Origin of the sequence: Corynebacterium urealyticum DSM 7109, from assembly GCF_000069945.1 — a bacterium.
GTDB lineage: Bacteria > Actinomycetota > Actinomycetes > Mycobacteriales > Mycobacteriaceae > Corynebacterium > Corynebacterium urealyticum.
This window is the reverse complement of the sequence record NC_010545.1, coordinates 2218939-2239606: the sequence shown is the minus strand read 5'-3', so window position 1 is coordinate 2239606 and position 20668 is coordinate 2218939. Positions and strand designations below refer to the sequence as shown.

Annotated in this window: 14 protein-coding genes; 8 read left to right on the top strand and 6 right to left on the bottom strand. The window is 65.5% G+C overall.

The window, feature by feature from the left end:
* Positions 1-68: 68 nt before the first annotated feature.
* Positions 69-1247: an IS256-like element ISCur2 family transposase gene (locus CU_RS09610; RefSeq protein ID WP_012361152.1), complete on the bottom strand. Its 1179-nt coding sequence runs from the start codon at positions 1245-1247 to the stop codon at positions 69-71.
* A gap of 221 nt (positions 1248-1468) precedes the next feature.
* The gene (locus tag CU_RS09605; protein WP_012361151.1) at positions 1469-2653 is read right to left on the bottom strand and encodes an IS256-like element IS3503 family transposase; all 1185 of its coding nucleotides are present in this window, start codon (positions 2651-2653) and stop codon (positions 1469-1471) included.
* A gap of 248 nt (positions 2654-2901) precedes the next feature.
* Here CU_RS09605 and CU_RS09600 point away from each other — a divergent pair, with 248 nt between their 5' ends.
* The 7 genes from CU_RS09600 to CU_RS09570 all read left to right on the top strand — a co-directional run bounded on the left by CU_RS09600 (position 2902) and on the right by CU_RS09570 (position 11829).
* Positions 2902-4251: an IS256 family transposase gene (locus CU_RS09600; protein WP_012361150.1), complete on the top strand. Its 1350-nt coding sequence runs from the start codon at positions 2902-2904 to the stop codon at positions 4249-4251.
* A 130-nt stretch (positions 4252-4381) separates the two neighbouring features.
* Complete coding sequence (locus tag CU_RS09595) at positions 4382-5680, top strand: aminotransferase class I/II-fold pyridoxal phosphate-dependent enzyme (RefSeq protein ID WP_012361149.1); 1299 nt, start codon at positions 4382-4384, stop codon at positions 5678-5680.
* A 32-nt stretch (positions 5681-5712) separates the two neighbouring features.
* The gene (locus CU_RS09590) at positions 5713-6393 is read left to right on the top strand and encodes a hypothetical protein (RefSeq protein ID WP_012361148.1); all 681 of its coding nucleotides are present in this window, start codon (positions 5713-5715) and stop codon (positions 6391-6393) included.
* A gap of 380 nt (positions 6394-6773) precedes the next feature.
* Complete coding sequence (locus tag CU_RS11010; RefSeq protein ID WP_231837670.1) at positions 6774-7118, top strand: TM2 domain-containing protein; 345 nt, start codon at positions 6774-6776, stop codon at positions 7116-7118.
* 55 nt (positions 7119-7173) lie between these two features.
* On the top strand, positions 7174-10482 hold the full coding sequence (locus CU_RS09580) for a DNA polymerase III subunit gamma and tau (protein WP_012361146.1): 3309 nt from the start codon (positions 7174-7176) through the stop codon (positions 10480-10482).
* 118 nt (positions 10483-10600) lie between these two features.
* Positions 10601-10918, top strand: coding sequence for a YbaB/EbfC family nucleoid-associated protein (locus CU_RS09575; protein WP_012361145.1), 318 nt, complete (start codon positions 10601-10603; stop codon positions 10916-10918).
* Between the two features lie 89 nt (positions 10919-11007).
* The gene (locus CU_RS09570; RefSeq protein ID WP_012361144.1) at positions 11008-11829 is read left to right on the top strand and encodes a recombination mediator RecR; all 822 of its coding nucleotides are present in this window, start codon (positions 11008-11010) and stop codon (positions 11827-11829) included.
* A 346-nt stretch (positions 11830-12175) separates the two neighbouring features.
* Here the strand turns inward: CU_RS09570 and CU_RS09565 are convergent, their stop codons facing one another.
* A complete protein-coding gene (locus CU_RS09565) occupies positions 12176-13201 on the bottom strand; it encodes an FAD-dependent oxidoreductase (RefSeq protein ID WP_012361143.1) in 1026 nt (341 codons plus the stop codon).
* A gap of 407 nt (positions 13202-13608) precedes the next feature.
* Here CU_RS09565 and CU_RS11060 point away from each other — a divergent pair, with 407 nt between their 5' ends.
* Positions 13609-15549, top strand: coding sequence for a calcineurin-like phosphoesterase C-terminal domain-containing protein (locus tag CU_RS11060; RefSeq protein WP_012361142.1), 1941 nt, complete (start codon positions 13609-13611; stop codon positions 15547-15549).
* Between the two features lie 574 nt (positions 15550-16123).
* Here the strand turns inward: CU_RS11060 and CU_RS11160 are convergent.
* From CU_RS11160 to CU_RS09545, 3 genes are read right to left on the bottom strand one after another with little or no spacing between them, the layout of a single operon-like run.
* Positions 16124-17230, bottom strand: coding sequence for a type 1 glutamine amidotransferase (locus CU_RS11160; protein ID WP_012361141.1), 1107 nt, complete (start codon positions 17228-17230; stop codon positions 16124-16126).
* Positions 17230-18702 (bottom strand): MurT ligase domain-containing protein, encoded by a 1473-nt coding sequence (locus CU_RS10210; protein ID WP_148264220.1) that lies wholly within the window; start codon positions 18700-18702, stop codon positions 17230-17232. Before CU_RS10210 ends, CU_RS11160 begins: the two co-directional genes overlap by 1 nt.
* A gap of 31 nt (positions 18703-18733) precedes the next feature.
* On the bottom strand, positions 18734-20554 hold the full coding sequence (locus CU_RS09545) for a DNA polymerase III subunit epsilon (protein WP_012361139.1): 1821 nt from the start codon (positions 20552-20554) through the stop codon (positions 18734-18736).
* Positions 20555-20668 lie beyond the last annotated feature (114 nt).

The following is a 20668-nucleotide window of genomic DNA, read 5'->3' as shown; positions in this document are numbered from 1 at the left end:
AAATCCGCGATTCCGGACACACTTTTTGACCCTTAACCCTGTGTGTCTGACTCCGGCGTGTCGCGGGGTTAGATGTGGCCTTTTTGGATGCCGATTGAGTGTGTGTAGTCGGTGTCGATAGCGTTGTCGTAGAGGGCTGGTCGTCCAGTTTCGTGGTCGGCTTGGTTCTCGTGTTGGGTCAGGGTGGATACTTTGGCGAGTTGGTCCTGGCCCCAGTTGGACTGCCTGGCGATCTCAACAGGGTCGTCAGGCAGTTCCGTTTGCAGATACAGCCACCAATCCAGCATCCGGCGTTGGTGTTCACCGGATCTGCCGCGGTGGGTGCGGGCAAGCAGTTTCAACTGGGCGTTGATGCCGCCTTCCAGGCTGTTGGTGGTGGATTTGATCCGTCTGACATCGAGGACACCGTCAGGTGGGTCGAGATAGACAAATAACAGCTGGTTGCGCCACAGGTGGTTGAGACTGTTGTAGGCCTTGCGGGTGCGTTCATGCGTCCATGACCAGGTGCGTTGCCGTGTCGCCGGGTCGGTTGTGAACGTTTTCTGGTTCATCCAGTCGCGGTAGATAGTGCCGTATTCGTGCAGTTGCGCACCCCACGCGGCCGCCTCGTCAAGATCGGTGATCTTCGTAAGGTTGAGCGCAAGCTGGTAAATCGCTCGTCCTGCATCGGTGCGGGGGCGTGAGGTGGTGTGCCGACGCACCACGCGTTGGGCGTGAACGAGGCAGCGCTGCACTTTCGTTGCAGGCCAGCATGTCTTGATTGCGCTGGCAGCGCCTTGGCCGCCGTCGATGACAGCGATCAGGGGCGCGGGGATACGTTCGAGGAGCCTTTGGTAGTCGCGGGTGGTCTCACGTGTGCACCAGTGCCAAGCGATGACGTGATCCAAGGTGGCGGCAACAATCAAGCATCCGCCGGCGGTGTAGGTGCCGTCAAGAAAGACCTGGTCGTAGACCCGGCCTTCGTGCCCGATCGTGGGATCGGGGACATCAACTAGCCAGAAGTGTTCAAACCGGCGTTGCAGGGTACGCGGATGACACCCTGCTTCGGCGGCAGCGGTTTCCAAGCTCGCACCGGTTGTGAGGTGGGTGATAAATGCTGCGAAGGCTGCTGAGTTGGTGATATCGGGGCGCTGCTTGGTGGTGGAAGCGCCGCAGATTTTGCACCGCCACCGGGTGCGGTTGGCGCAGGTCTTACCGTTGCGTTTCATCTCCCCGCCGCAGTGGCAGCGTGGTCTGTTCTTTGGCATTGATCAAGCCAACACCAGCCCCTACCACACGCTGCTGTCACACCCGGTATTTCGCTGCCCCGGGGCGGATATAAGCTCCTGGAGCATATACTTTCCGGATTACCCCTGATCAACCCAAACAAATCGACGAATCCGGACACACATTTTGTCGTTTAACCCTCGGATGGGGGTTAAGTAAGGGTTAAGTAAAGAAAAGTGTGTCTTTTCCGGGCGTGTTGCGGTTATTTGATCCAGCCTTTTTGGATGCCGAGGTTGTGTTGGTAGCTGGTGTCGATGGCGGTGTCGTATTCTGCTGGTGCACCGATGTCATTGGTAGTGGCTGTGGTGTCGTGGGTGATCAGGTCTGTTGCTGTGGAAAGTGCGTCTTGACCCCATCGTTGGTCCCTGGCGATCTTGACCGGATCGTCAGGGACTTCTGTATGTAGATACAGCCACCAATCCATCACTGTGCGTTGATGCGGTAGTGATAGTCCGCGGTGTCTGCGCGCTAGTTCTTTTATGGGGGCGTTGATGCCACCTTCGAGGCTGTTTGTTGTTGCTGCAAGGTTGTCGGGGTCGATGGTTGTTGGTGGGGGTTGCAGGTAGGTAAACAGCAGGTCTCTGCGGTGCAGAGATAGCAATGATTGATAGGCCGCTCGGACGCGTTGGTGGGTGTAGACCTTGGTGTAGGCGCCGGTAACGGGGTCTTTGATGGTGGTTTTCTCGTTCATCCATTCCCGGTAGGTGTGGTCGAATTCGTGCAGGTGGGCGACCCATGTGGATGCTTGGTCAAGGTCGGTGATGCGAGTGAGTTTCAGGGCTAGGCGGTAGAGGGTTTTGCCGGCATCGGTGCGGGGGTTGCTGGTGGTGTGGCGGCGGACTGTTCGTTGGGCGTGGACGAGGCAGCGTTGGATGCGTGTTGTTGGCCAGCAGTGGTGGATGGCTGATTGGGCACCTTGTCCGCCGTCTGTGACTGCGATTAGTGGTGCGGCAATGGGGCGTAGGAGTTCGGTGTAGGCGGCGGTGGTTTCGTGTCTGGCCCAGGTCCAGTTGATGACGTGGGTTTTACTGGCTGCGATCAGGAGGCATCCGGACTTTAGATAGGTCGCGTCGAGGAAGATTTGGTCATGGATGCGGAATGAGTCGATGGTGGGTGTGGGGATGATCCACCAGCACCATCGGAATCGGTGGTGCATGGTTTGCCTGGTTACGCCATGGTGTGCGGCGAAGGTGGTTAGAGATTGGGTGCCGGTGGCCCATTGGATGAACAAAGCCATGGTGGCGGTGTTTTTGTTGTGGGTTTGGGTGTTGCGGGTAAAGGAGTGTCCGCAGTGGGTGCAGCGCCAACGGGTGGTTGATTTGCTGGTGGTGCCGTTTTTCTTTGTGTTGTTGCCGCATAGTGGGCAGCTGGGGCGGTTGGTGGTCATCCTTTAATCCAACCGGTGTGCGGTTAGCACAAATGTGGCCGGAGGTGCGGGATGGTGTGGGTAATAGCTTTCGGGGAGCTATTCTTTGGTGATTTGTGGTGTGTGGTCTGGGGTTATGGTGGCATGCGGACACACTTTTCTTTACTTAACCCTCGGATGGTATCTGCTGGGGGTTGCTCGCCTATACGGAACGAGGGTGTCAGGAAGTTTGTGTGTGAGGCTCTGATCGAGAAGGAGTGTCACCGATAATGACTACTGTGTCACCGAAGAAAGGCCATGACCCGGCGAGGGTCAACGAGATCAGCGAGAAGCTGATGGAAAATCCTGAGCTGGCTAGCCTGATCAGCGAGCTGTCGACCTCCGCTGATGATGCCAGCGAGCTGGTCAAAGGCCTGCTGCAGGCATCAATCAACGCTGGTCTGCAGGCGGAGATGGATGCGCATTTGGGCTATAGCCACTCCGACCGCAAGTCCAAAGCCCAGGTTGAACCCGTGCACGGCGGCAATCACCGCAACGGGTCGTACACCAAGACCGTCAGTTCTGGCTACGGCGCGGTGGAAGTGACCGTGCCCAGGGATCGTGCCGGCACGTTTACTCCGAAGATGGTGCCCAAGGGCGCACGGCGGCTCACAGAGCTCGACGACATGATCGTCTCGCTATACGCCGGTGGGATGACAGTGCGCGATATTCAGCATCACCTCGCGACCACGCTCGGGGTGGATATGAGCCCAGATACGATCAGCACCATTACCGATGCGGTGTTAGACGAGGTCATGATCTGGCAAAACCGCCAGCTCGACGAGTTTTACCCGGTGATCTTCCTCGACGCGCTACGCGTGAAAATCCGTGACGGTCACCGCGTGGTCAATAAGGCCTGCTACATGGCGGTTGGTGTCGACATGGACGGCATCAAGCACATCCTGGGATTGTGGATTGCCGATAATGAAGGCGCTGCCTTCTGGGCATCGGTGTGCGCGGATCTGGCCAACCGTGGCGTCCAGGACGTGTTCATCGTGTGCTGCGACGGGCTGAAAGGCTTGCCGGAAGCTGTCGAGGCAACCTGGCCGAATTCCATGGTGCAAACCTGCATTGTGCACCTGATTCGGGCTTCGAACCGGTGGGTGTCGCATCAGGACCGCAAATCTGTCTCCCGTGCGCTACGTGAGGTCTACACGGCCGCCAACGAGGACACCGCACGTGCCAGCCTGGACGCGTTCCAGGCCAGTGAACTGGGCCAGAGATACCCGCAATCGGTCAAAGTCTGGCGCGACGCCTGGGACCGGTTCGTGCCGTTTTTACAGTTCCCGCCAGCGGCCCGCCGGGTGCTCTACACCACGAATTCGATCGAATCGCTCAACGCTGAACTGCGTAAAGCTACCCGTAACCGCGGGCAATTCCCGAACGACACCGCGGCGCTGAAAACGCTGTGGCTGATGATCTGCAACATCGAAGACAAGCGCGCTGCCCAGCGAGCGAAAAAAGCAAAGCGCGACATCGAATGCAATGGCTATATTGAAGGAGCGAAAGCCACCGGGTGGAAACAAGCCATCAACCAACTAGCCGTGGCTTACCCCGACCGATTCGCGGACTACTTGTAAACCAAGCCCCCGCACACAAACAATCGGACACTCTCTACGGAACAAGCCCGTGTCCGGGGCGCTTGTTAGAATCAAAAATGGTATTTGCCACAGAATTCTTTGAGCCCCATACGCAGGAGGCGTCAGCACCGTGCAGCTCGCAAACATCGACCGTGACCAGCTTCTTTCCTTCAAGCCAGAGGTCGAGAAGAAGTACGCAGATCTCAAGGCCCAGGGCCTGAAGTTGGATCTCACCCGCGGTAAGCCGTCCGCCGAACAGCTGGACTTCGCGGTGGATCTGCTCAGCCTCCCGGGCAAGAACTTCACCGCCGCCGATGGTACGGACACCCGCAACTACGGCGGGCTGACCGGCATCGCGGATATCCGCAACATCTGGTCGGAAATCATCGGCGTGGCCCCGGAGAACATCGTCTGCGGCGACGCCTCCTCCCTGAACATGGCCTTCGACCTGGTGACCTGGGCCTACACCTTCGGCACCAACGATTCCGCCAAGCCGTGGGCAGCCGAGGCTGCGGAGGCAGCGGAGCAGGGCGAGAAGCTCAAGTGGATCTGCCCGGTGCCGGGCTACGACCGCCACCACACGATCACCGAGCACTTCGGTTTCGAGATGATCACCGTGGATCTCCTCGAGGATGGCCCGGACCTGGATCAGGTCCGCGAGCTGGTGAAGGATCCGCTGGTTAAGGGCATGTGGGCTGTCCCGATGTTCTCCAACCCGACGGGCACTCTCTACTCTGAGGACGTCTGCCGCGAGCTGGCGTCCCTGGAGGCCGCGGCACCGGACTTCCGCATCGTGTGGGACAACGCCTACGTCGTCCACACCCTGACGGAGGAGTTCCCGCCGGTGTACGACGTCCTCGGCTTCGCCGCAGAAGCAGGCAACCCGAATCGTTTCTGGTGTATGTCTTCGACCTCCAAGATCACGCAGGCGGGTTCCGGCGTGGCTTTCTTCGCCTCTTCTGAGGAGAACCTGGACTGGTGGAAGCGCCACGCGATCGTTCGCGGCATTGGTCCGAACAAGGTCAACCAGCTGGCTCACGCGCAGTTCTTCGGTGATGCCGAGGGAGTGCGCGCGCTGATGCGGAAGCACGCGGGCTCCCTGGCCCCGAAGTTCCGTGCGGTCGTGGAGATCCTGGAGGAGCGCCTCGGCGGCCTGGGGGTTGCGGAGTGGACCGACCCGGCTGGTGGCTACTTCATCAGCGTCAACGTAGTCGAGGGGACCGCCGGCCGCGTGGTTGAGCTGGCCAAGGAGGCCGGTGTTGCGCTGACCGGGGCGGGGTCGACGTTCCCGCTGAAGCAGGACCCGAAGGACCAGAACCTGCGCCTGGCACCGTCGATGCCGGAGCCGGAGCAGGTGCGCCTGGCGATGGACGGTTTTGCGACCTGCGTGCTGCTCGCGGCGATCGAGGCAGTGGAGGCCGGGGCCTAACACCTGGCCGCGTCGGAGCTGAAGGAGGACACATGAACCAAGAGGAAACTTTCGCCTGGGTCGAGCAGTTGCTGCCCGAGCCCCTCGAAGTGGACACCTACCGGGTTGGTGAGTCCTTCCCGGAGTTCGCCGCCGCATCCGTCGCTCTTGGCGGGGACGGCACGGCCGCGCCGGAGACCGTTGCGATGAGCCTGGACGCTGGTCGCATCGAGGTCGGTCTGGAGGCAGAGCCGGGTACCGAAGTGCGCGTCGAGTTGGTCACGGTGGCCGCGGGTCACGATGATCTTGCGCCGAACCTGGTGGCAGCCGCCGCCACGATGGTCTCCCAGGACCCCGGCGTGTGGACCCCGCAGCCCGGCACGGTGATGCGTGGCCTGGGTGACCACGTGCGCGAGGGGCTTTCCGCTCGTCACGGGCTGCTGATCGTGCCTTTCCTCTGGGAGAAGGGTGTTCCGCAGGTTCATGAGATCGCTGGCGACGGCGGGAATGAGGAGAAGAAGGCCGACCAGATCGGTGCGGATGGTCCGGTGAGCGACAAGGGCTTCGACTACACGCACCCGGGTCGGCTGACAGTACCGGCCCAGCTGGTGATGATTACCGACGCCGAGCTGGATATCCTCGATCGCGCTGCCGACGAGGGGCGCAACGGCGTGGATGAACTCCAGAACTACTTGGTCGAGCAGCAGGTCAATATCAACGATCTGATGCGCTAAACGAGGCGGCCCGTTTCGACGGGCCGCGAGGCAGAAAACGGAGGGAACCGATGGCGGCACAGAACCCTTACTCCGGTGAAAGGGCAAATAATCCCCACGGGGAGGATCCCTTCATTGGCGATCCGATGGGCGGACTCGGGGACTTCCAGAACCCCTACAACCCCTTGGCTGATGAATATCAGGATCAATTCGGTGCGGGCGCTGCTGGGCATCAGGGGAACCCAAATGTGCCCGGCTACCCCACCGGGATGGGGAGCTATGGACCTCATACGCAGGGGGGCTCGCCATATGGTGGCCAGTCGTACGGGCCTGCCCATGGAGGTCATGCTTCCGGGGGCCCGGCCCATAGTTCCTCGTTCTATGGGGGCCAGATGCAGGGCATGCCGCCGCAGTATGGGGCTGGGAACTATCCGGCGTACCCCGGTTACTCGCATGGGGTGCAGCAGGGCTTTCACGCAGAGAACGCTGAGCCGAAGTCCTGGGCTGTGGCGGCGCTCCTGGCTTTCTTCCTGGGGTCCCTGGGCGTACACAACTTTTATTTGAACTACACGACCCGGGCGAAGTGGCAGCTCGGCCTCACGATCTTTGGATGGGCCACCGCTATCGTCCTCATCGGAATCCCTTTTATCTTCGCCGTGCAGATTTGGGCCTTTGTGGAGTTCATCCTCATCCTGACGAAGTCCGGCCCCTACGATTCGGATGGTGACGGCAACGACCTGCGCTAGGGGCGCCCTATGGAACACGAATTGGCGTGTCTGGTGCGCCGGGTAACCTAGGGGCGTGGCTTTATACCGGAAGTACCGCCCGGCCTCGTTTGCCGAGGTCGTAGGGCAGGAGCATGTAACCGAACCGCTGTCCGTCGCGCTGGATAGCGGGCGCATCAACCATGCGTACTTGTTCTCGGGCCCGCGCGGTTGCGGTAAGACCTCCTCGGCACGCATCCTCGCGCGCTCGCTGAACTGCGTGGAGGGGCCGACGTCCACGCCGTGCGGGAAGTGCGATTCCTGTATCGCGCTCGCCCCTGGTGGCCCGGGAAGCTTGGACGTCACCGAGCTGGACGCCGCCTCCCACCGCGGTGTGGACGACATGCGGGAGCTGCGCGACCGGGCGTTCTACGCGCCCGCGGATTCCCGCTACCGCGTGTTCATCATCGATGAGGCGCACATGATCACCACGGAGGGCTTCAATACCCTCCTGAAGATCGTGGAGGAGCCGCCGGAGCACCTCATCTTCATTTTCGCGACCACCGAGCCGGAGAAGCTGCTGGCGACGATCCGGTCGCGGACGCACAACTACCCTTTCCGGCTGCTCACCCCGCCGGATATGCGCGGCCTGCTGGGGCGCATCGTCGCCGACGAGGGCGCGGTGGTTGAGGACGCCGTGTATCCGCTGGTCGTGCGCGCGGGCGGGGGTTCGCCGCGTGATTCGCTGTCGATTATGGATCAGCTGCTTGCCGGTGCGGGTCCGGAGGGCGTGACTTATCAGCGCGCGGTGGCGCTGCTGGGAGTGACGGACTCCTCGCTGCTGGACCGTTCCGCGGAGGCGCTGGCTGCCCAGGATCAGGCGGGCTTGTTCGCGGTTGTCGACGACGTCATCAACGCCGGTTACGATCCGCGCCGCTTCGCGATGGACCTGTTGGATCGCTTCCGTGACCTGCTGGTTGTTCAGGCGGTCCCGGATGCTTTCGAGCGCGGGCTGGTGGATGTTCCGGCCCAGGAGCAGGACGCGTTGCGGCAGCAGGCCGAGGCGTTGGGGCCGGCGACGCTGACGCGCTGTGCTGCGGTGGTCAACGATGGTCTCTCGCAGATGCGTGGGGCGACGTCGCCGCGGTTGCTGTTGGAGATTTTGTGCGCGCGGATGGCGCTTCCGGCCGCGGGTATGACGGTGGAGGCGCTCGCGCAGCGTGTTGAGGCGTTGGAGCAGGGCACGGGGGTGCGCGCTGCCGGGCCGATGGGCGCCAGCGGTGGGCTGGCGAGCCCGGCCGTGGGTGCTGGGGCGTCCCCGACGGGGGACGCGTCCGGCTTGTCGAGCGGTAAGCGTTATGAGCGACCGCGGCGTCGCAAGGCGTCGGCGGAGGCTGCATCGGCGGAGTCGGGTGCTGCGGAGCCGCAAAACGCGGTGTCGCAGGGCGCAGAGCCGAAGGGCGCACAGCCGCAGGGAGCGGCACCGCAGCAGCCAGAGCAGCCGGGGAATGCTGACGCGCAGCCGGGTCAGTCCGCGCAAGCTGGTGCGCCCGCACAGTCCGGTCAGCCTGGCCAGCAGGCGGCGGACCAGAGTGGTGAGCAGGCTGATGGGCAGAGCGCCGCGCAGGGAGCTGCTCCGGCCACTCAGGAGGCAACATCTCAGCCGGAGAAGCCAGCTGTGCAGGAGACCGCAGAAGTAGCACGCGCCCAGCAGCCCGCGGATAACGCGCAGGAGCAGCAGGGTGCAGAGCCAGCGGCTCAAGATGTGAACGCCGCAGCGCAGTCTGCCCGGCAGGAGAGCAACGCTGCCGGTGCACAGGACGAGGACCCGGCGATCGCCCAGGCCCGCGAGGCTCGGGAGATCATGGACCGTCGCCGTGCCGCCGCCCACGCGAACGCGGGCCAGGTATCGCAGCAGGCAGGCGCGGGCCAGGCACCGCAGCCGTCTGCAGCTCAGGCACCGCAGCAGGCAGCTGCGGATCAGTCCCAGCGCGCTGGCGCCGCGGCACAGTCGCTGTCGCAGTCGCAGGCCAGCACAGAGGTCAGCGGTGTAGAGCCCTCTGACCAGCAGCCCCAGTCGGGGAATGCCCAGGCCGAGAACACTGAGCAGCGTTCCGTGCAGCCGACCGGGCAGCCTGCCGAGGCACCCGTAGAGGCGGCACAATCCACCGACGCCCCTGCGGACACCTCGGCTGCGGCGACCGCCCCCGCTGGTGACGCCGCTCAGGTCGACGAGCAGGCATGGCAGAAGATCCTGGAGAAGGTGCGCGAGCACGACCTGAGCGCCTGGATCGCCGGCCGCGACGCCACCCTGGCCGCGGAGCAGCCGACCGCAGGTCAGATCGTGGTGGAGCATGCCACGGGAGCGCTGGCGAAGTTCGTCAACAGCGACCGCAATGCCCCGATCTATAGCAAGGCGGCCGAGGAGGTTCTCGGCGCCGCGCACACAGTGCTCGCCACCGTTGGCGGGAATAACCCGGGAAAAGCCCAGGCCGGCTCAGCTGAGGAGGCCCCGGCGGAGTCGGCAACCCCAACCAGCACGACCAGCGGGAATAACGCCACTGGCGCGGAGGCTAGCCACTCGACGGTAAGCCAGCCTGCGGTAAGCCAGGCAGAGCCCGGCCAGGTGGGGCCCGACCACGCTGCGGCGAACCAGGCCCCCGCTGTCACAGCGGAGCCAAGCAGTGCGAACGCTGCCGGCGGGCACGCACCGAGCGAGGCGGCTGGCTCCGGCCAGGCGCTGGGCGAGGGGACTAGCGCTGGCCAGGACGCGCCGGGTGAGGCGGCTGGCTTCGGCCAGGCTGCCCCGACGCAGGCCACCCAGCCCGCCCAGCCTGCCCAACCCAGCGCGGGGGCCAGCGCCCTCGAGCGCGCCCGCCGCATGGCCGAAGCCAGCGCCGCCCAGGCAACGTCCCCAACCCCGGCGCCCACGAGGCCAAGCCACACCGAAGAGCCCAAGCCCCAAAGCGGATGGCGGGCCCGAGCCGCAAAATACGCCGCCAGCAGGGAATACAAGCTCGCCAACGGATTCAATGGTGTCCCCCTCCCGGACGAACCGCCGGAGGACCCCTGGGACTCCGGCCCCGGCGGCTACCCCAACGGCCCCGCACCAGGTGCAGGCAACGCAGGCCCCAGGCCGGCCGGCGGCGCCCCGCAGGGCGGCCAGCCGGGCGGCCCACACCCCGCCGGGCAGGCCAATAACGGTGGGGCTTTCGGAGGCCAAGGGGTTGACGTCCCAAATCAAAGGACCCAACCCACCGACCCCGAGGAAGCCCTACGCAGGCAGCAAGACGAAATCATGGACGACCTCGCCACCGGGGAGGCCGGGAAGCGCGAAACGCGACCCGCCCTGGAGATCGCGGGGGAGCTCATCGAGAACATCCTCGGCGGCGAGCGCACGCGCTAGGAAAACACACAGGAAAATACACAGTGAACTGCCACCGACAAGCCCCGGCCGAATGGGTAAAGTGGCAGCCGAAGAAGAACAAAAACCCTAGAAACCGAGAAGCGAAGGAACAATCACAATGTCCCAGCCAAACATGAACGACATCATGGCCCAGGCCCAGCGCATGCAGAAGCAGCTGCAGGAAGCACAGGCGGAAATCGTCGCATCCTCCATCGTCGGTGAGGCCGGCAACGGCAAGGTCACCCTCGTGCTCTCCGGCGGTGGCGAGGTCCAGGACCTGAAGATCGACCAGGAGGTCGTGGACCCGGAGGACGTCGAAACCCTGCAGGACCTGATCATCGGCGCATTCCAGGACGCCAACCAGAAGCTGCAGGACCTCGCCCAGGAGAAGATGGGCCCGCTGGCTGACCTTGGTGGCGGCGGACTGCCTTTCTAAACACTTCGAGCCCGCGCAGCCCACGGGGGCGGGGCGCGCGGGGCACGTATTACGGCTAAGCGCCACTGACGAAACGGGGAAAGTTCACTTTGTTTGAAGGTCCGCTTCAGGACGTCATCGACGAGTTCGCCAGCCTCCCAGGCATCGGGCCGAAAAGCGCGCAGCGCATCGCCCTCCACCTGCTGGAAAACGCGACCGGCGAGGACATCGAACGTTTCCAAGCCACGCTGGGGAATTTGCACTCCGGCGTGGCGTTTTGCCGTATCTGCCACAACATCTCCCAGGAGGACGTCTGCCGCATCTGCGCGGATTCTTCCAGGGACGCCAGCCTGGTGTGCGTGGTCGAGGAGCCGAAGGACATTCAGGTCATCGAGCGCACCGGTGAGTACCGGGGCAGGTACCACGTGCTCGGTGGGGCGCTGGACCCGCTGAATGGCGTGGGGCCGGGGGAGCTGAACGTGACCGCGCTCGTGCAGCGGATCGGTGGGGTGCTGCCGGATGTGGCGGTGAGCGCGCCGCACGCGTCGGCCGGTGGGCCGGTGCAGGGGTCGCTGATGGACGGCGGCGCTGGCGCGGGCACAGGTGGTGGCAGCGGTGCTGGTGCTGGTGGCGCTGGAGTAGGCAGCGACGGCTTGGGTGCGGGTGCTGGCAGCGAGGCCACGGGCAATGAACGCGGTGCCGACGAGGTTGAGTACCGCGAGGCCCCGGAGATCACCGAGGTCATCATCGCCACCGACCCGAACACTGAGGGCGAGGCCACTGCCTCCTACCTGGGGCGTTTGCTGAAGGAGTTCCCGGGGCTGACGGTCTCGCGCCTGGCCAGCGGGATCCCCATGGGTGGGGACCTGGAGTTCGTGGACGAGCTCACGCTCTCCCGCGCGTTCGCGGGCCGTACCCAGCTGAAGCTCTAGCCCACTCGCGCCCCAGCGCACCCGGCCCTAGTCCCCGCCCGGCCCCTAGCCCGCCCCATTCCGCCCCGTCCGGCCCCAACCCACCCCCCCCCATTACGTTTTGCAGAGTTTGATGCCCCTTTTGGGCCCATATCCGGCATCAAACTCTGCAAAATTCACGAATAGGGGCGGGGCGCAGTGTGAGCACACGAATAGGGGCGGGGCGCAGTGTGAGCACACGAATAGGGGCGGGGCGCAGTGTGAGCACACGAAAAGGGGGGGGGCGCAGTATGGGCTCGCGGGAAGGGGGGCTCAGCGCCCGTGAAAAGGGAGTGGCGCGATTAGGGCACGCGAACAAGGAGGCTCCCTAACTCAGCTCGTCGGCAACCTTCCCGGCCACCTCGCGCGCGAAAGGCTGCACACCCATGATCGTGCCGGAACCGGGGCCCGTCGTCTCCCCGAGACCCACCAGGTAAAACCCGGATACAGCGGAGCGCAACCGCCCCGCATCCGTCGTCCGCACCAGCTCGCGGAACGGCCGCACCGCCGGGCGGAAACCCGTGCACCACACGAGCTCATCGAAGCCCGCCTCCGTCAGCTCATCCAGCGAATCGAACATCGGTGTCGCCCGCAGCGCACCCGAGTCCCGGGCCTCCAGCACCTTCGGCAGCATCACGATCTCCCCGAGATTGCGATCGCCACCGGGATCGTCCTCACCAGCGAGAACAGCCTGCGCGCGGGCACGATTGCGCTGGAACAGGACGCGCCCGTCGACGTCGTCGGGCATCCACCGCGGCTCGTGGCGGGTGAACCAGGTGACCTCCGCGACGTCCGTAAGCTCCGCCGCGATCTGCGCCCCCGAGTTCGCCGCGCCGACCACCGCGACCTTCTTGCCACGGAACTCTTCCGGCCCCGCGTAGGTCGCGGAATGCGTTTGCCGCCCGCGGAAGGTGCCGGGCAGGAAGGGGACGAACGGCGCCGCCCACGTCCCCGTCGCCGCGACGACGGTGCGCGCCCGGAACTCGCCCTCGCTGGTCTCGAGGACGAAGCCGTCCGCGGTGTCAGCGTTCACTTTTAGGACGTCAACAGGGCGCCGAATGTCGAAGTCATAACGTTGCTCGTATGCGGTGAAATAGTCGATGACGTGCTGGGCGTCGGGGAAGTCCCCGGGCCCGTGGTAGCTCGGCATGGGCATGCCCGACATGTTGGAGAAACCCGGGGTGGAGAACAGTGTCATGGAGGGCCACACGTGCCGCCACGCTGCGCCGGGGCCGGGCTGGTTGTCCAGGATCACGGGGGTGATCCCGCGTCTTTGCAGGTAGAACGCGGTGGAGAGCCCGGCCTGGCCGGCGCCGACAATGATGCAATCGTGGATATGGGCGACCATGTGCATCGAATATACCGAGGGCGCGCGAGCAGGTGGGGGTAGGTGCGCGCCAAGGGGTTGGTGCACGAAGGGGTGCGCGGGTGCTCACACGCCCTCGCGAGTTTGATGTGTTTTGCTCTCCGCTCCACCCCTCTAACGCGTTTAGCTCTCCCGTTCCGCGTTTTGCTCTCCCGTAGTGCGTTTTGCAGAGTTTGATGCTGGAAATCGGCTCAAAAGCGGCATCAAACTCTGCAAAACGCACTACGGGAGGGGCGGGTAGCCCGCTGCCGGGAGCAGGGGCCCGGCCACCCGCCAAAAAGTTATTAATTAAAAATAAAAAGCGGCTTCACCTCGAGGAAACTCCCAGGAAATCCGCCACCAGTAATTTTCACCGTGGCCTTTCAAATGATTAGTCCAAGAGGAGTTCTCTGACAATGCAAGAAAAGAAGCCCATCCGGGCGACGCTGCTCGCAATGGCTGCAGTAACGACCCTGACCACCACTGTTGGTACCGCCAATGCAGCCCCGGGCCTGGCCGGCTCCAGCGACCTCGGATCGAGTCTCCCAGGCTCCATCGACTTCGGCTCCAGCACCCCAGGCTCCAGCGACTTCGGCTCCAGCATCCCGGGCTCCAGCGACCTGGGTTCCAGCACCCCGGGCGAGACCGGCCTCTACGAGGGTTCCGTCGAAGCCGCAGAGAACGACGCCGAGGACCAGTCCGCCATCACCGGTCACGTCTTCGACGATGCGAACAAGAACTCCACCTACGACGACAACGAAAAGGGCATCGAGGGCGTCAAGGTCACCAACGGCCGCGCCGTGACCACCACCGACGCCAAGGGCCGCTACACCCTGCCGGTATACGAGGACATGAACGTTTCCGTCACCCAGCCCGCCGGCTGGCAGGTCCCCGTCGACGCGGATAACTTCGCCCAGTTCAGCTACGTCCACAAGCCAGCCGGCTCCCCGCAGGACCTGAAGTTCGGCGGCCTCAAGCCCACCGGCGCCGTCCCGGAGTACGTGAACTTCCCGATGGCAAAGTCCCAGGCCACGGCCAAGGACGACCAGAACTGCGTCGTCGCCGCGGACACCCAGACCTACGACAAGGAAGAGGTCGAGTACGCCCGCAAGGGTGCGCCCGCTGACCTGACCCAGCGCAATGACTACGACGGCTGCGGCATCATGCTGCTCGGCGACAACGTCGGCGACGACCTCAGCCTCAACCCCGACCTGCGCAGCCTGTACAAGGACGTCAACGGTCCGGTCCGCGCCCTTCCCGGCAACCACGACCAGGACTACGACGTCGACTCCGACAAGGACGCCACCGACACCTACCGTGCCCAGTTCGGTGCCCCCTACTACTCCTACGAGGTCGGCAACACGCACTTCATCGCCCTCGACAACATCGAATACAAGGGCCAGAAGCCGGGCGGCGGCAACGGCGGCTACTACGAGAAGGTCGGCGAGCAGCAGCTCGAATGGCTGAAGAACGACCTCGCGGACGTCCCGAAGGACAAGCACGTCGTCGTCTATGGCCACGCGCCGATCGTGAACTACAAGGAAGTCATCACCGACGACGCGAAGGCCCTGTACGAGGTCCTGGACGGTTACACCAACGCGGTCACCGTCGGCGGCCACACCCACACGATGGAGCACCTGCGGGCCGGCGACAAGCGTGAGGAGTGGGCTGCCGAGGGCATCGAGTCCCTGCCGATCGAGCAGGTCGTGGCGGGTGCCGTGTCCGGTGATTGGTACTCCGGCGGGCTGACCGATAACGGTGTCCCGCACGCGTACACCCAGGACGCAGCGGAGCCGGGCGTGTACACCCTGACCTTCTCCGGTTCTGGTGATGCGGTGACCCGCGGTGGCTTCTACACCGTGCGCAACGAGGACCGCGATCATCAGCAGCTGATCGGCGTGAACAGCCCTGCGTGGCGCGACTGGGCTGCCAAGGCTCAGGAGTGGCAGGACGCCAAGAAGGTCGGTCCGGAGCCAGAGAAGATCGACCCGCTGGCGGTGAGCAAAGACGATCTGCGCGACGGGAAGTCCTACCTGACCAGCAGCGTTTTCGGTGGTTCGAGTGCCTCCACCGTGGAGATGACGATCACCGGTGAGGACGGCGAGGCCCGCACCCTCGATGTGGAGCACACCCAGCCGCACCAGGGCGAGGCGCTGAACGAGGGGTGGGAGTTCACTGACCCGATCTCCGCGACGCACAACCTGTCCACCAGCGGAAATGTTGCGAAGGCGAGCCCGCACCTGTGGCGCGCGGCGCTGCCAAAGGACCTGGCTCCGGGTACCTACGAGGCCGAGGTCAAGGCCGTGGATAACTTCGGGGAGACCAACACCCAGAAGGTGACCTTCACGGTCCGCTAGGGGTTGCTTGGGCCGGGCGAGCTAGACGCGGGGCCCGTTGCGTTGTGCTCCCCCCTTCCTCGTGCGTTTTGCAGAGTTTGATGCTGGAAAATGGCCCAAAAGCGGCATCAAACTCTGCAAAACACGCAAAGGGTGCGCGAGGTGCGCTCGAAGGGGTTGCTTGGGCCGGGCCCGCTCGGTTGCCGGCCCGGTCCAGCCCGATGTCGACCCGGCGGCCAACCCCCAGTTGTGGCTTACCCGTTGTGTTTTGCTCTCCCCCCTCCTCGTGCGTTTTGCAGAGTTTGATGCCGGAAATTGGTCCAAAAGCGGCATCAAACTCTGCAAAACACGCAAAGGGTGCGCGAGGTGCGCTCGAAGGGGTTGCTTGGGCCGGGCCCGACTGTGTGTTGCCCTCCCATTGCGCGTTTAGCTCTCCGCTCCCCGCCCTCTAACGCTTTTTGCGTTCCCCTAACGCGTTTTGCAGAGTTTGATGCTGGAAAATGGCCCAAAAGCGACATTAAACTCTGCAAAACGCATGAAGGTTGGCGCGCGCGGCTAGGGGCGCGCGGAGCTTAGGTGCTCCCTGCTGGGGGGACTAGCCCAGGCGCTCCTTGCGCAGCTGCTCCACCTCAGCGGCGAGCTGTGCTGCGAATTCACGGCCGTCGGGGCTCCCAGCACCCGCGCCCGTACCAGCGCCAGCGCCATCACCAGCGCCCGCGCCGTGGCCCGCACCAGCACCCGCGCTGCTGCCAGCATCAGCACCGTTCCCAGCGCCAGCGCCGCCAGCCCCAGCATCACCAGCCGGAACGCCCTCGAACTCCGCGATGCTGCCCGCACCCAGCTCCGGCAGCTCAGCCACGGTCGTCCCGAGCGCACGCGCGAGCAGCACGTCCGCGAGCTGCGGATTCCGCGCCAGCGCCGGCCCGTGCATATACGTCGCGATCACGGAACCCTGCACCGCGCCCTCGTAGCGTTGCTGTTTCTCGCCGTTTTTTACGACGACGTCAGCAGCCTCAACACCGTGCGCGTCCGTGTTTCCGACCATCCCGCCGCGGGGGCGCAGGATGCCCAGCGGGTAGGCATCGGGACCAAGAATGGTTGCACCCATGTGGTTGGCGAAGCCGGTGAGCGGCTCGGTGAGTTCGCTCAGGTCAGCGGCCAGCGGCTGGGCGTTGGAGCCCGCGCCACCAGCGCCGGAACCCGCGTCCACGCCGCCTGCACCGCCAGCACCCGCACCATCAGCACCCACGCCGTCGGCACCGGCACCAGCACCACGGCCGTCACCACCACCCAGGCGGTAAGGCTCCGAGTGCAGCTCGCCGATCATGCGCTCGCCCAGCTGCGACGTCGTCGCATCCAGCAGCCCAAGCCCCTCCGCAAGCTTCCCGCCAGCGTGGAAAGACTCGCCGAGCACCTGCAGGCCCGCACAAATCGCGAGCACCGGCCGACCCGCCCCAACGGCGCGCACCAGGCCACCGTCGGCGCGCAGGTGTTCGGCGGCCAGCAGCTGGGCGACGTCCTCGCCGCCGCCCAGGGTGTAGACGTCCAGCGTCTCCGGGACGGCTTCCCCGTAGCGGATGGTGTGGATTTCCGCGGTGATGCCGCGCAGGCGGGCGCGCTGCCGCAGCACGAGCGCGTTGCCGTCGTCGCCGTAGGTGCCGAGCACGTCGGGCAGCACCAGGCCAATGTTGAGCTCTGCCATTATCGTGCGTCCTCCTCGGTCGCGGTGGTTGTCGCCTCGCCGGTGGTGCTGGGGGCGTCCGTGCCGTCAGCCTCAACGGTTGTTGCGCCGCGCCGCTCCAGTTCGCGCTTCAGGTCGCGGAAGGCGGTGTAGTTCGCGAGCACCTCGACGCGCCCGGGCGGGCACGCGAGCACGGCGTCGACGGTGTCCTTGATCAGCGTGTGCCGCACCCCGGCGTAGCCCAGCCGCACGGCCAGGTCGGTGCCGCGCTCACCCGCGGCGAGGACCTGCTGGCCCTCGAAGTCTTCGAAGCGGACGTCCCAAATCCAGGAGAGGTCCTGACCGTCCGCGACCTGCCCGTTCACGGCAATCACGACGGAGTCCACGTCCCGGTCAATCATCGAGAGCGCTTCCTGCCAGCCCGCAGGGTTCTTCGCGAGCATGAGGCGCAGCGTGCGGCCCTCGAATTCGACGAGGGAGTAGCGCCCGGCGACGTCCGTGACTTCCTCGGCGGCGCGCAGTGCGTCTGTGACCGGCACGTCCATGACGACGGCTGCCGCGATCGCCTGGGCCGCATTGCCACGGTTGGCGCGGCCGGGGAGCTGCAGGTTCATGGGAAGGGTGCGGCTGCCCGCGCCGGTGTTGCCCGCACCAGCGCTCCCCACGCCGGTGTTCCCCGTGCCAGCGCTGCCAGCACCACTGCCCGCGCCAGCGCTCCCCACGCCGGTGTTCCCAGTGCCAGCGCTGCCAGCACCACTGCCCGCACCAGCACCGTCCCCGCCATAGCTGAGGCCGTCCTTATCGACCCACCAGGTCGGATCGGGCCGGCGGAACTCGCGCCCATCCGGGAGCTTCTTCACGGCGTACCAGTCGTCCTCGGTGCGCACGATGTGCCCACCTGTCCGCGGGCAGCTGGTGGAATCCCCCACGAAGCCAGCACCAGCGGAGACCCACACGACGTTCGGCGCGTCCCACGCCACGGAGGTGACCTGGACATCGTCGCAGTTCGCGATCACCGTCATGTCCGGCCGCGCCTCCACGCAGGCCCGCAGCGCGCGTTCGATCTTGTTGATCTCGCCCACGCGGTCCAGCTGGTCGCGGGTGAGGTTGAGCAGGACGAGCACGTCCGCGTCCAGCTTCTCCGCGATATTCGGGACGTGGAGCTCGTCGACCTCGAGCGCGACAACGTCCTTGTCCCTTCCCGCGAGCAGCGCGGAGATGACGCCGGCGTCCATGTTGTCGCCGCCCTCGTTGGTGGCGACGCTGTAGCGGGACGCAAGCGCGTGCGCGAGCATCCGGGTGGTCGTGGACTTGCCGTTCGTGCCGGTGACCAGTACCGTCGGGCGGCCCTGGCTAAGCTGCGCGAGGAGGTTCGGGTCGATGGCGTTGGCGATGAGCCCGCCGATCATTCCGCCCGCACCGCGGCCCGTTTTCTGGGACGCCCACGTCGCGAGGTCTGCGGCATGGCAGGCGATGCGGCTGCGCAGGCTCATGTGGCGGGTGCCGCCGTTGCCGTTCGGATTCTTAGTTTTCACGTTTGCCTACGTTAGTCTTGCTGCCTTGTCCGTTCGACCCGCGTCCGCCGCGGCCACGACGACGTCCACCGCGCTTGCGTTTGCGTTTCGGCTGCTCGGAACTGTTTTTTCCGGTGTTCTTCGGGTTCTTGCTGTCGGTTTTCTGGGTAGTGGAGCCGTTGTTCTTTCCGGCCTGGTTGCCGCTGCCGGAGCCGTTCTGAGCGCCATCGTTCTTAGCGCCGCCCTGCGAGCCGCCGCCACGGCGACGTCCCCCGCGCGAGCGCTTGCGCCGGTTACCGGAGCCCGATCCCGAATCACCGGAGCCGGACCGGCCGCTGCCACGCTGGCCACCGGAGCGCTGGCCACCACCACGGCCACTACCGCCACGGCCGCCACCGCCCCCACTGCGCTGGCCGCCACCACGCTGACCACCCCGCTGGCCACCACCGCGGCCCGCGTCGGTGTTCCGCGTGCCCTCGGCGACATCCTCGAGCGCATCGAGGAACTCCTCGTCGCTGAGCAGCGGGATGTCCTTCCGATCGGCGTGCATGGCCTTGCCGCGCAGCTCGAAGTTTTGATTGCAGACCACCAGGCTGGAGGTGCGGTTCAGCTTCTCGGAGTACACCAGTCCGGCCGCCACGCCCTGCTCGATGAGCTCGTCCGGATCGCGGGCGACGTCCGGGCTGACCACGAATTCCATGCCCGCGACGAGCTGCCAGCTGCCGCCGTCGTTATCCGGGGTGCCGGGGTTCTCGAGCGGGCGCGGGGCGTTGATGGCGTCCACGCGGATGGCGCTGCGCTGCAAACCGAACTGGTCCGCGGTCAGGTCCTCGGGGTCGAGGCGGACGACGTCGCCGCCGTCACGGTCTGCCCGTTCCTGCTGCGCTGCGTGCAGCGCCCCGAGCAGGCGGGCATCGGCGACCAGAAGCTCATCGGCGGGCATGGCGGCCCGCTGGTCGGAGGCCGCCGCGCCGAGCTCCGGGAGAGCATCGGCCGGGGCGTTATGCGGGTAGAGCTGCGCGACCGCCCTGGCGCGGGGGTCCACAGCGGGCATTTCCTGGCGACGCGTGGTGGCCAGGGTGTCGATCAGTACCGCCGGTTCCGGGGTGGGGATGGCCTTGCTGCGGCCACGCCCACGTCCCCTGCCGGAGCGGCCACGCCCACGTCCGCGGTTGGCGGCCCGCTGGGCCCGGCGGAACTCGTGGGTAATGAAACCCCAGGCGAGGGGGGCGTCGTGGAGGATAACCTCGCGGCCGTCGAGGGCTGCCTTGATCTCCGCGGCGGCGGTGGCGAAGCCAATCTGCTGGGCGAGCTCGCCGGCGTCGAAGCCGTGCATGTGCCACGGGCCGGGGTCCTCGCTGGGGTTGAGGGCCTGGACGAAGTGGCCGGCCTCGGCGCCGTCGGCGTCGTAGTAGACCGCGGCCAGGGCGATGAGCCGGGCCGTGGTCGGGTGGATCCCGCTGGTGGTGACGGCCACCGCGACGGTGGGGGCGTCCTCAACGCTGGGCGGGGTGGGGATGGTGTGGGCCGGGCTGGGGTGCTCGGAGGGTTCGACGGCATTCCCAGTCGTCGCGGAGCCCCCACCCGAGTTGCCCGAGCCCGCGCGATCCGGGCCGGACTGCTCGGAGCCGTCGCGGCCGGTCGTGGGGTAGCTGGTGGCGTCTGTGTTCGAGCGTCGGCTGCTTGGGCGGAGCGCTTCGGCGGCCTCGACGGCGGATGCGGAGGCGACGGCTGCCGCGGACGGGGAGCCGGCGCGGCGGCTGACCCTGCGGCGGGCGCGGCGACGGGGTGCGGGACGGTCGCCCGAATCCGAAAACTGCTGGTTATTCATTGGGAACCATGTTAGTCCACCAGGCGCTGACGCCCGTGACTGGATTTCAGTGGGCAAAGAAAACTGAAGTTTTGTGCACAAAAGCAGCGAGTAGTGTAATCTGGATCACAGTCC